The organism is Thermophilibacter sp., assembly GCF_966187215.1.
Window position 1 is genome coordinate 1 of sequence record NZ_CBIFYV010000068.1, and the last position, 10,906, is coordinate 10,906.

Annotated in this window: 11 protein-coding genes; 1 reads left to right on the top strand and 10 read right to left on the bottom strand. The window is 70.1% G+C overall.

Annotated elements, in window-relative coordinates:
* Positions 1 to 54 precede the first annotated feature (54 nt).
* The 6 genes from ACWTSU_RS05775 to ACWTSU_RS05800 all read right to left on the bottom strand — a co-directional run bounded on the left by ACWTSU_RS05775 (position 55) and on the right by ACWTSU_RS05800 (position 6,230).
* A complete protein-coding gene (locus ACWTSU_RS05775) occupies positions 55 to 582 on the bottom strand; it encodes a PTS sugar transporter subunit IIA (RefSeq protein ID WP_455138927.1) in 528 nt (175 codons plus the stop codon).
* Between the two features lie 40 nt (positions 583 to 622).
* A complete protein-coding gene (locus ACWTSU_RS05780) occupies positions 623 to 1,366 on the bottom strand; it encodes a sulfite exporter TauE/SafE family protein (protein WP_455138928.1) in 744 nt (247 codons plus the stop codon).
* Entirely contained in the window at positions 1,367 to 2,860 is a 1,494-nt protein-coding gene (locus ACWTSU_RS05785) for a glycoside hydrolase family 1 protein (protein WP_455138929.1), read from the bottom strand.
* Positions 2,861 to 2,902: 42 nt separating this feature from the next.
* Positions 2,903 to 4,312, bottom strand: coding sequence for a PTS transporter subunit EIIC (locus ACWTSU_RS05790; protein WP_455138930.1), 1,410 nt, complete (start codon positions 4,310 to 4,312; stop codon positions 2,903 to 2,905).
* Positions 4,313 to 4,558: 246 nt separating this feature from the next.
* On the bottom strand, positions 4,559 to 5,359 hold the full coding sequence (locus ACWTSU_RS05795; protein WP_455138931.1) for a MurR/RpiR family transcriptional regulator: 801 nt from the start codon (positions 5,357 to 5,359) through the stop codon (positions 4,559 to 4,561).
* Positions 5,360 to 5,519: 160 nt separating this feature from the next.
* Positions 5,520 to 6,230: an ECF transporter S component gene (locus tag ACWTSU_RS05800; protein WP_455138932.1), complete on the bottom strand. Its 711-nt coding sequence runs from the start codon at positions 6,228 to 6,230 to the stop codon at positions 5,520 to 5,522.
* Positions 6,231 to 6,276: 46 nt separating this feature from the next.
* On the opposite strand from ACWTSU_RS05800, the gene ACWTSU_RS05805 reads away from it, so the two are divergent.
* Positions 6,277 to 6,705 (top strand): hypothetical protein, encoded by a 429-nt coding sequence (locus ACWTSU_RS05805; protein WP_455138933.1) that lies wholly within the window; start codon positions 6,277 to 6,279, stop codon positions 6,703 to 6,705.
* Positions 6,706 to 6,872: 167 nt separating this feature from the next.
* Here ACWTSU_RS05805 and ACWTSU_RS05810 read toward each other — a convergent pair whose 3' ends face one another.
* From ACWTSU_RS05810 to ACWTSU_RS05825, 4 genes are all read right to left on the bottom strand, one after another.
* Complete coding sequence (locus ACWTSU_RS05810; RefSeq protein WP_455138934.1) at positions 6,873 to 8,273, bottom strand: ABC transporter ATP-binding protein; 1,401 nt, start codon at positions 8,271 to 8,273, stop codon at positions 6,873 to 6,875.
* Positions 8,270 to 9,145: an energy-coupling factor transporter transmembrane component T gene (locus tag ACWTSU_RS05815; RefSeq protein ID WP_455138935.1), complete on the bottom strand. Its 876-nt coding sequence runs from the start codon at positions 9,143 to 9,145 to the stop codon at positions 8,270 to 8,272. The genes ACWTSU_RS05810 and ACWTSU_RS05815 overlap by 4 nt, the downstream gene beginning before the upstream one ends.
* A gap of 2 nt (positions 9,146 to 9,147) precedes the next feature.
* Positions 9,148 to 9,630 carry a DUF4430 domain-containing protein gene (locus ACWTSU_RS05820; RefSeq protein WP_455138936.1) on the bottom strand — a complete coding sequence of 161 codons (483 nt, stop codon included), beginning with the start codon at positions 9,628 to 9,630 and terminating at the stop codon, positions 9,148 to 9,150.
* A gap of 219 nt (positions 9,631 to 9,849) precedes the next feature.
* Entirely contained in the window at positions 9,850 to 10,527 is a 678-nt protein-coding gene (locus ACWTSU_RS05825; RefSeq protein ID WP_455138937.1) for a response regulator transcription factor, read from the bottom strand.
* Between the last annotated feature and the right edge of the window lie 379 nt (positions 10,528 to 10,906).

Consider the following 10,906-nt stretch of genomic DNA (forward strand, 5'->3'; position numbering starts at 1 on the left):
CGCGGGCGACGTGTGGAGGATGCCGCCGCCCGCGCCGCGATCGCACGTGGCCGGCTACGAGCGCGTGACCTTGAGGACCACCGCGCCGGCCTCGACGGTCGTCTCCGACTCGACCGTGAGCGCGACGTCGGCGAAGTCGGCGGAGTTGGAGACCGCGAGCACCACGCAGTCGGGATGGCCGGCCGCCTTGATGGCGGCGCGGTCGATGCCGAGGACCGGCTGGCCGGCCTCGACGCGCGCGCCCTGCTCGGCGAGGGTGGTGAAGCCCTTGCCCTGCATCTCAACGGTGTCGATGCCCACGTGGATGATGAGCTCGGCGCCGTCGTCGGTGGTGAGGCCCACGGCGTGGCCCATGGCCGCGCTCACGGTGCCGGAGGCCGGCGCGTACACCACGTCGCCCTCGGGCCAGATGGCGCAGCCCTTGCCGAGCGCGCCGCCCGAGAAGACCGGGTCGGGCACGTCGGCCATCGCGACCACGCGGCCAGACACCGGCGCGCAGAGCACGTCCGTGCCCGCCTGCGCGGCAACGGGAGCCGGACCCGCCGGCTCGGCCTTCTTCTTGAACACGTCAAAGAGTCCCATGGTTCATACCTTTCTCTCAGCGGACGGGGACCCTCCCCCGTCACACCAGTCCCGAAACCACGTTCACGGCCCCGGCGAGGCCGATCACCACGTAGGCGGCCCTTCTCAGGGCCTCGGCGTCAAGACGCTCGACCACCCGCGCGCCGAGCGCGGCGCCCGCGAGCACGCACGCCACGCCCCCAAGCACGAGCGGGAGCTGCGCAGCCCCGATGACGCCGGTGGCAAGGCGGAACGCCGTCGCGCATATGAGCGTGACGCAGAAGAAGCCCTGGATGGTGCCGAGGTACTCCTCCACGCCGTCGGTGCGGGAGAGGTAGTAGAGCACCATGAGAGGCCCGCCGATCCCGAACGCGCCGTCGCAGACGCCCGAGACGACGACGCAGGCGAGCGCCGCCGCGCCCTCGACGCGCCGCCCCTCCCCGCCCGGCGCGAGCAGGGAGTAGGCGGCCAGCACCATGAGGAAGAGGCCCAGCGCGACCTTCATGACGCCCTGGTCGACGCCGCGGGTCAGCACGATGGCCGCCGCGCTCGCCGCCACGTAGAGCGCGGCCGGGCCCGCGATCGCCGAGGGGCGCACGGAGGCACGGTAGCGCCACGTCATCGAGGCCGTGAGCGCCACGCAGATCGCGCCGGAGACGGCGGCGGCCTGGGGCACGGCGAGCAGCGCCGGCAGTGCGACCATGACGACCACGCCCGCCCCGAAGCCGGTCACGCCCTGGACGAACCCGCCGAGAAGCGCGCTCGCCGCCGCGACCAGATATGCCGCCGCCCCCACGGCGCCCACCTACGCCAGGTCCTCGCCGTTGGAGGCGATGAGCTTCTTGTACCAGTCGAAGCTGCGCTTGCGGAAGCGCTTGAGCGATCCGGTGTTGTCGTCGTTGCGGTCCACGTAGATGAAGCCGTAGCGCTTCCTCATCTCGCCCGTGGAGGCGCTGATGAGGTCGATCGGGCCCCACCAGAGGTAGCCCATGAGGTCAACGCCGTCCTTCTCGACAGCCTCCTTCATGGCCTCCACGTGCGCGCGCAGAAAGTCGATGCGGTAGGAGTCGTCGATCGAGCCGTCCTCGCCGAGCTCGTCCACCGCGCCGAGGCCGTTCTCCACGATGAAGAGGGGCTTCTGATAGCGGTCGTAGAGGTTGTCGAGGGCGTTGCGCAGACCCTGCGGGTCGATGGTCCAGCCCCAGTCGGAGACCGTGAGGTAGGGGTTCTTCACACCCAGGATCTCCCTCATGGGCGAGTCGGGGTCCACGAGCGGCACGGAGGGGTCGGTGGAGACCGTGGTGGAGCGATAGTAGCTGAAGCCCACGTAGTCCACGCAGCCCTCGGCAAGGTCGCGCTCGTCCTGCTCGGTCATGCCCACGTCGATGCCCTCGCGCTCGTAGCGGCGCAGCTGGTAGCTGGGGTAGTAGCCGCGCGCCTGCACGTCCGAGAAGAAGTAGCAGCGGTTCGCGAGCTCCCAGGCCTTGTGCACGTCCTCCGGGCGGCAGCTGTAGGGGTAGACCATGCCCTGGCTGAACGTGAGCATGCAGCCCACGAGGTTCTTCGGGTCGATCTGGTGCGCGACCTTCACGGCGCGCGCGGAGGCCACGAGCATGTGGTGCGCGGCGACCATCGTGACCTTTGGGTCCGAGGAGGGCAGCCCCGCGCCGAGCCAGGCGTTGGTGTTCATGACGTTGATCTCGTTGAACGTCATCCAGTAGCGCACCTTGCCGCGGTAGCGCTCGAAGAGCGTGCGGGCGTAGCGCACGAAGCAGTCGATGGTGCGGCGGTCCATCCAGCCGTTCCAGCGGTTCACCAGGCCGAGCGGCGTCTCGTAGTGGCTGATCGTCACCACGGGCTCGATGCCGTGCTCGCGCAGGCAGTCAAAGACGCGGTCGTAGAAGGCCAGGCCCGCCTCGTTGGGCTCCTCCTCCCAGCCGTTGGGGTAGATGCGGCTCCACGCCACGGACATGCGGAAGGCCTTGAAGCCCATCTCAGCCATGAGGGCGATGTCGGACTCGTAGGTGTGGTAGAAGTCGATGCCCTCGTGGTTGGGGTACCACTCCCCCGGCAGCGTCTTAAAGGTGGAGCCGGCGGGCGGCTCGTGGAGGTTGCCAAAGAACTCGAGGTGGCCGGGCTCGCCCTGCGCGTCCACGTAGGTGAGGGTGCGGCTCTTGTGCGCGGTGCCGCCGGTCATGACGTCGGCGATGGAGGGCCCGCGCCCGTCGGCCTGCCAGGCGCCCTCGAGCTGGTTCGCGGCGGTGGCGCCGCCCCAGAGGAAGTCCTTGCGGAAAGGCATGTGCTGCTCCTTTTGGTCGTTCGTTGCGATGCGGAGGCGCCGCTAGGCGGACTGCTTGGCCGCGCCGTCCTCGTCCACGCCCAGGACGAGCGAGACCACGAAGGCGACGACGAAGGCGATGGCCACCGTGGCGATGGCGAGGAAGATGTTGTTAGGGTCGTCGCCCATGAAGGTGGGCAGGGCGGGGATGCCGGGCGTGGCGAAGGCGTAGCGCTTGAGGTGCGTGATGCCGGCGAACAGGCCGCCCACCGCGCCGCCGATCATGCCGGCCACGAGCGGCTTGTGGAACTTGAAGACCACGCCGTAGAGGGCGGGCTCGGTGATGCCGCAGAGGGCGGTGATGCCGGTGGAGATGCTCATCTCGCGGTTCTTGGGCTTCTTCACGCGGAAGGCCGTGGCGAGGGTGGCGCCGGCGACGGCCATGTTGGCGGCGAGCATGCCGGGGCCGCAGACGGTCTCATAGCCCTGCGCGGCGACCTGGATGGTCTGCAGGGACGGGAAGATGGCGAGGTGCATGCCGGCGAAGACGAGCAGCGGGCACACGGCGCCGACGATCGTGGGAACGAGGACGGGCACGTTGGTGTCGAGGAACGAGAGGACCGAGGCGAGGAAGCCGCCGATGATCGAGCCGAGCGGGCCGATGACGATGAGGGCCACGGGCGCGGTGATGCCGAGCGTCAGCAGGGGCTGCAGGACGGCCTTGACCACGTTGGGCGAGACCTTCTCGGCGAAGCGCTCCACGAAGGACATGAAGAGCACTGTCAGGATGATGGGCAGCACGCTCGAGGAGTAGTTGTAGAGCGTGACCGGCAGTCCGAAGAAGCTCACCGGCTCGTTTGCCGTCACGAGCGCGGTCCAGTTGGGGTGCAGCAGCACGCCGCCCACGATGGCCGCGATGTAGGGGTTGCAGCCGAACTTGTTGGCGCTCGAGAAGGCCAGCAGAATCGGCAGGAAGTAGAAGACGGAGTCGGCGATGAAGTTGAGGATGTAATACTCCTGCGAGTCCGTGGGCAGGCCGAAGAGGCCCATGATGAGCAGGGCCGCCTTGACCATGCCGCCCGCGGTGATCGCGGTGATGACCGGGGCGAAGATGCCCGTGACGATGTCGAGCAGCTTGCCCACCGAGAGGCCCTTCTTATCGGCGTCGGCGGCGCCGTCGGCCGCGGCCGCCGCGTCGTCCTTCACGGGCGTGGGATCGGCCACGCTCTTGCCGACGACCTTCTCGACCTCCTTGAAGACCTCGTTGACCTGCGGGCCGATGATGACCTGGGTCTGGTCGCCCACCTCGAGGGCGTCGAGCGTGCCGTCGAGCTCCTTCAGGGCCTCGAGGTCGGCCTTGCTCTTGTCCTTGAGCTGGAAGCGCAGGCGCGTGAAGCAGTGCGTGACGGTGGCGACGTTGTCCTTGCCGCCCACCAGGCGCACGCAGTCCTTGGCCAACTGGACGTTGTCCATGTTCTTCTCCTCCATGTGAAGTGAAACCTGCCTGCCGCTCCCGGGTGCGCGGCCCTTTGTCACATCGCATGGTAGGAGGAGAAACTTCTGATATCGTCCAAACTCGGTTCCACAACCTGGAACTCGGTTTCGCAGCACGAAACCGCAGCTAAGAGCCTTGTTTTGATGACTTCGCGTCAAAGGGCCAAAATGCTGGCCAGCCGTGAGCGGTAGGTTACGGGCGGCGAGCGGCGCAGGGCGGGCGCGCTAGGCGGACGTCTCGGGATGGTGCAGGCGCCAGTAGTGCATCACGATGGCGTTGGCGACCATCTCCATGGCGAGGTTGCCGGCCGCCAGGTTCTTGCCCAGGCCGCAGTCGATGACGAGGTCGACCTCCATGTCAGGCGCCATCGTGGGGCACGACGTGATCCAGCAGACCTTGGTGCCCTCCGAGCGCGAGAGCTGGCCCGGCTCCTCGCAGACGCGCCGGAAGAAGTGCCCGAAGAGCGAGAACACGATCACGAGCGCGCCGGGGCCCAGGCGCCCCAAAAGCTCGCGCTGCTCCTTCGCGTAGACGTTGGCGGTCACCACGCGGCCCGCCTCGAAGAGGTTGTGCTGGAAGGCGTAGGCCACGTCGCCCGACTGCATCTCGCCGATGACCATCACCTCGTCGTAGCGGTCGAGGTCGCGCGCGACCTGCTCGAGCGCCGCGTCGTCGACGTTGGCGGCGAGAAGGCCGGCGTTTCTCGCCACGCTCGCGCAGTAGTTGTGCAGCAGGGTGCTATCGGGGTTGCGCACGTCGTCCGCGCCGAGGACGTACTTGAAGTTGTTGCGACGCCTGAAGCGCAGGACGTCGGCCTGGAAGCGGGCGAAGCTCTCGTAGCCGAGCTCCTTGCAGAAGCGGTTGATGGAGCTCTTGGAGACGCTGCAGGCGCGCGCCATCTCGGGCTCGCTCAGGTAGTCGAGGCGCTCGAGGTTCTCCAGCACGTACGTCGCGATCTGGTGGTTGGTCGAGTGGTAGGAGGTGGTGTTGATGATGCCCAGAAGCGTCGTGCCCAGATTGATCATCGCCGTCCCCCTCCGTCCGCGCGTCCACCACGTGCGCCCATCATAGCAGCCGCAGCTGGTGGCACCCGGAACGCTTCGCCAGCCGGCAGTGAGACGTTGGGGACAGGTTCGTTTGTCTCATAGGGATTTTAATGAGACAAACGAACCTGTCCCCAATGTCTCACAGGTCGTACTTGGCCACCACGCGGCGGATCGCGCGGCCCCACGGCACCCAAATCGCGGCGAGAAACGCCACCGTGGCCGCGCCGTGCGTGACGTCGAGCGGCAGCGACGCCGCACAGGCCGCGAGCACCGCCGGCCACGTGAGCGGCTGAACGTAGCCGAGCACGTGGTAGCCGTTGAGGATGAGCCCGTAGACCAGCGCCGACGCGAAGCCCCAGCCGTAGAGCACCGCCGGGCGGCCCAGCGCGCCATGCTCGGCCAGCGCGCCGCCCACGTAGCCCACGAGCCCCCACGCGTACATCTGCCAGGGCGTCCACGGCCCCTGGCCGAAGACGAAGTTGGACAGCAGCGCCGCGAGCGCCCCCACCACGAAGCCGCTGCGCCGCCCGAGCGCCGCGCCCGCCACGATGGCCACGGCCGAGACCGGCTTGACGTCCGGCAGCGGCGCGAAGAGCGCCCGGCCGACCGCCGCCACCGCCGCGAGCACCGCCGTGGGCATGAGCTGGCGCAGCGCGGGCCGCGACGCCTCGAAGCTCGCGAGCAGCAGGCCCACGGCGAGCAGCGCCACCGCCAGCGTGAGGCCCGCCGTGGCGCGCACGCCCGCCAGCGCGAGCGCGACCATCGCCGCTGGCACCGCCACGAGCGCCGGCACCTCCAGGGCGGCCAGCAGGCGCCGTCCGGCGACGCCCCGGGTTTGTCCTGTCCGCATCATGGGTACCAGTGTGCCATAGCCCGCCCGCGACGGAGGAGGCACCATGCTCTACATCGGCAACTTCAGCTACAACGACGACTCCGACTCCAAGGACAACTACTGCCTCATGCCCTGCGTGGTGGAGGCCGAGAACCCCGACGAGGCCATGGAGAAGTTCGCCGACTGCCTGAGCCGCGTCCGCCGCACCTCCGACCTGCTCGAGGGCGCGCACGAGATCTTCCTCGACTCGCTGACCGAGCTCGAGGGCGCGCCCGCGGAGCCCGTGATCTGCCAGTGGCAGAAGATCGTGCCGGCCATAAGCGGGCTCTGCAGCGTCACGAGCGCGCTGCCCGTGGTCGACGAGGACGACGACTTCGCCAACGCCTACGCCTGGGGCGACGAGCACGACGACGACCACGCCCACGTCGACGACCTCGAGGACCTCGACGAGGACGAGATGGACGAGACCGAGCCGTTCTTGCTCTTCGAGTAGCGCGGCATGTGCACGCGCAACTAAGCATTGCCAGCGATCGTGAGTTACGCGTCCCCAACGACTGCGGCGGGGACGCGTAACTCGTATTTCTCGGCCCTTTTGCACGGTCTTCTTGAGTTACGTATGCTGCCGAGCACGCGTAACTCGAATTTTCTGGCAATCGCGCGTTACGCGTGCCAGACCCAGGAGCGCTCGAGGAACTCCGCGGCCGGCTCGCTCACGGCGACCTGGCCGTCAAAGACGAGCGACACGCTGTCCGCCACGGCCCGGACGAAGGCCAGGTCGTGCGTGGCGAGAAGCACCGTGGCGCCGGCGTCGCGCGCCGCGGCCACGCGCGCGGCCACGGCCTCACGCGCCGCGCGGTCGAGCCCCTTGGTCGGCTCGTCCAGAAGCAGCAGCCGCGGCCGCGTGAGCAGGAGCTTCTCCAGCGCCAGCAGCTGCTGCTGACCTCCCGAGAGGTCATAGGGGTGGCGATCGGGCGCATCCGCCAGGCCAAGCCGCGCGAGCGCCACGTCGACCTCGGCCGCGCCGTAGCGCCCGCCGCGCGCCCACTCCATGAGCTCGCCGCGCACCGTGTCGCAGGCGAGAAGCGCCCGCGGGTCCTGCGGCAGCAGCGCCTGGTCGTTCGCGTGCGCACTCGACACCCGGCCGCGCTGGGCACGCAGCGTGCCCGCCACGAGCGAGAGCAGCGTGGACTTGCCGCATCCGTTGGCGCCCACGAGCGCGCGCACCTCTCCCTCCCCCACCTCGAGATCGAGCCCGCGCAGCACCCAGTCGGCGTCGCGGGCGTAGCGCGCCCAGGCCTCGTCCACGCGCACGGCGGCCGGGCCCGCCTCCAGGAGCGCGCGGCGCGCGGGTGCCGCGAGCGGCGCGGGGTGCGCGAGCGAGGCCGGCTCCACCGCCCGCACGGTCCCGTCCGACAGCTCGAAGGCGCAGGTCGCGTAATCGACCATGGCCTCGGGAGCGTGCGTGGCCACGACCACGGTGACGCCCAGCTCGCGGTTCACGCGGAAGAGCAGCGAGAGGAAGTCCTTCTCGGCGAGCGGGTCGAGCATGGACGTGGGCTCGTCGAGCAGGAGCACGCGCGGGCGCAGCGCGAGCGTGGCCGCCAGCGCCACGAGCTGGCGCTGCCCGCCCGACAGCTCCGCCGTGCGCGCGCGGAAGTACGGCCCCATGCCAAAGAAGCTGCAGGTCTCGGCCACGCGGCGGCGCATCTCGCCCTCCGGCACACCGAGGTTCTCCAGCCCGAAGGCCATCTCGTGCCAGACCGTGTCGCAGACGACCTGCTCGTCGGGGCTCTGGAAGACGTAGCCCACGGCGCGCGCCGAGGCCTGCGGGTCGAGCGAGCGCGCGTCGCCGCCCAGGACGCGCACGGTGCCGGAGAGCCGTCCGGCCGGCGCGACCTCGGGCTTGGCCAGGCGCAGAAGCGTGGACTTTCCCGAGCCGGTGGCCCCGGCGAGCAGGGCGAACGCGCCCTCTGGGACCTCGAGCGACACGTCGCGCAGCACGGGTGCGTCCGCGTCGGGATACGAGAAGCCCACGCCCTCGAAACAAAGCGCCGCGCTCATGCGAGCCGCCCCTCCCGCACGCGGCGCGCCAGCTCCGCCAGCGCGGGCACGGCCGCGAGCAGCGCGAACGGCGCGAACGCCCACCAGGGGCCCGGCTCGGGCATGCGGGGATAGAAGCGCCAGGACGCGCAGGCGAGAAGGGCACCGGCGGCGGCCGCAACCACGAGGGCGCCGAGAAGCGCGAGGTCGCGCGCGTCCCGCCGGCGCAGGCGGTCCGGCCGGTAGCACGTGCGCGCCCGTCCCGACTCCCAGCCGCGGGCGCGCATCGCGTCGGCGCGGCCCACCGAGTCCTCGAGCGCCCAGCTCATGAGCATCGTCGAGGTCCGGACGAGCGCGGCGCGGCGCGGCGGCCGGACGCCCGCGGCGGTGCAGGCCAGCTGGGTCGCGCACACCGTCCGCGCCCGTGCCGTGAGCTGCGGCACCAGCTGCGCGGCCATCGACGTCACGAGCGGCAGCGAGCGGGCGCGGCCGCCCATGAGCGAGAGCAGCCGGTCCTGCGTGAGCTCGCGCGCGGCGCACTCCAGCCACACCACCACGGCCACCATGACCGCGCCCATCGTGGCGCCGTACGCCAGGCTCTCGGCGTAGACCGAGACCGTCCCCCACTTGGCCACGAGCGTGGAGCCGCGCGCCGAGAAGAGCGGGTTGGCCAGGCACACCAGGGCGAGCATCGGCAGCTGCCAGACGAGGCCGTGTCCCGTGGTGCGCGCGCCGCGCGTGAGCGCCGAGCACGCCAGCGCCCCGGCGAGCGACGCCAGCGCCACCACGGGGTGCACCGCGAGCATCGTGACCGCCACGAGCCCCGCATAGAGCAGGGCGGGCACGGACGCGTGGCTCGCGTCGAGGGCGGTGTGTGCGACGCGCGCGCCCACGACTAGAACTCGGTCACGTAGGTCCAGGTCACGACGTCACCGGCCTCGAGCTCGTACTCGGAGCAGGCCACCTGGGCCTCCTCGCCGTTGACGCTGTAGAGCCAGCCGCTCGTGTCGCCGAAGTCACCGGAGGCCAGGCCGTTGATGCCGGCCACGTACATGCCGTACTCGGAGTCGCTCGCGTTGACGTCGGCACCGGTGGCCACGAGCGCGTCGTAGGCGGTGGCGCCCTCGGGGACCTCGACCTCGGCGGTGGTGGGATCGACCTCGCCGGCCGAGCCGTCGATCTCAACGGTCACGGCGATGGTGGCCTGCTGCTCGGCAGCGGCCCCGTCGGAGCCGGCGTCGGTGCTCGCGTCAGTCGCGGGCGCGGAGCCGCACGCGGCAACCGTCAGCGCCAGCGCGAGCGCCGCCGCGCCGGCGGCGAGCCGCGTGACCAGGGGCTTCTCGCCGTACTTCTCGTTGTCGACAATCTTGTGAGACATGGTGCCTCGCTCTCTCCCGGAGTCCGGGCGTCGGGAGGGCAAGGCAGGACTGGCGACGCGCGCGGTCGCCATCCTTGACACAGCCGTGTGCTGATCCGGGGTCAAACCGGAATCCTTTTTTCATCTACTAGGCGTAGCAGCTCTTCGAACCGTGCCCTCTATGCGGTTGGTCCGCACAGTGTAGCATGCGCGCGGCGGCGCCTTGGTGGCGCGGCACCGTCACGCGGTGGGCACCACGGCGCGGTAGCCCAGGCCGCGGATCGTCTCGATGCGGAAGTCGTCCCAGTCCGCGAAGCGGCTGCGCAGGCGGTTGACGTGCACGTCCACGGTGCGCTCGGCGCTCTCGGTGTCCCAGCCCCAGACCTCGTCCAGGAGCTGCAGGCGCGTGTAGGTGTGGCCAGGGCTCTGCAGCAAAAACTGCAGCAGCCGGAACTCCTTGGGCGGCAGGCGGACCTCCTCGGTGCCGCGCACCACGGCGAGCGCGTCGGCGTCGAGCACCACGCGGCCCACCTCCATGCGCCGCTCGTCGCGCACGCCGGCGCGGCGCAGGAGGGCGCGCACGCGTAGCACGAGCTCCTGCATGTTGGCGGGCTTGGTCAGGTAGTCGTCCGCGCCGGCCATGAGCCCGGCGTTCTTGTCCTCCTGCGCACTCTTGGCCGTGAGCATGAGGATCGGCAGGTCATAGTCGGCGGCGCGCAGCTGGCGGACGAGCTCCATGCCGTCCAGGCGCGGCATCATGACGTCGGCGATCAGCAAGTCGATGTGATGCTCGTCAAAGGCGTCGAGCGCCTCGCGGCCGTCGTAGGCGGCGATGGGCTCGTGGCCCTGCCGGCGCAGGACGGCGCAGATGAGCTTGTTCGCGTTCCTGTTGTCCTCCGCCACCAGGATGTTGGCCATGGCGCCCCCTCTCATCGTTGCCCGCAATTGAACGACATCCTCGTGAACGCAGCGTTAACGACCGCGTTTACGCAGGCGAGACGGTGGGTTCATCCGCGCACGCGAGGATGACCTCGTCAGTTGGGAGCGGGCGAGAGGCCCGCCGAGAGAAGGGAATCCACCATGCTCGGAACCATCACCAAGTTTGCACTCGCCACCGTCGCCGGCCTCGCGCTCGGGGTCGTGGGGACGCACCTCGCGGACAACTACCGTAACACCGGCGAGCTGTTCATCTAGCGCGGACGACTCGCAGCACCAGACTCGGCAGTGGCGGGCGGGCCCAGAAGGGTCCCCCCGCCGCGTGTTGCGCGGTCTTCCCTCCGTCCCGCCCTTCTCGACG

Bases quoted from the DNA above. Each gene is read 5' to 3' on its own strand.
- ACWTSU_RS05825 (WP_455138937.1), bottom strand. From the start codon at position 10,527: ATGGCCAACATCCTGGTGGCGGAGGACAACAGGAACGCGAACAAGCTC.
- ACWTSU_RS05795 (WP_455138931.1), bottom strand. From the start codon at position 5,359: ATGATCAATCTGGGCACGACGCTTCTGGGCATCATCAACACCACCTCC.
- ACWTSU_RS05790 (WP_455138930.1), bottom strand. From the start codon at position 4,312: ATGGACAACGTCCAGTTGGCCAAGGACTGCGTGCGCCTGGTGGGCGGC.
- ACWTSU_RS05775 (WP_455138927.1), bottom strand. From the start codon at position 582: ATGGGACTCTTTGACGTGTTCAAGAAGAAGGCCGAGCCGGCGGGTCCG.
- ACWTSU_RS05785 (WP_455138929.1), bottom strand. From the start codon at position 2,860: ATGCCTTTCCGCAAGGACTTCCTCTGGGGCGGCGCCACCGCCGCGAAC.
- ACWTSU_RS05820 (WP_455138936.1), bottom strand. From the start codon at position 9,630: ATGTCTCACAAGATTGTCGACAACGAGAAGTACGGCGAGAAGCCCCTG.
- ACWTSU_RS05805 (WP_455138933.1), top strand. From the start codon at position 6,277: ATGCTCTACATCGGCAACTTCAGCTACAACGACGACTCCGACTCCAAG.
- ACWTSU_RS05800 (WP_455138932.1), bottom strand. From the start codon at position 6,230: ATGCGGACAGGACAAACCCGGGGCGTCGCCGGACGGCGCCTGCTGGCC.
- ACWTSU_RS05810 (WP_455138934.1), bottom strand. From the start codon at position 8,273: ATGAGCGCGGCGCTTTGTTTCGAGGGCGTGGGCTTCTCGTATCCCGAC.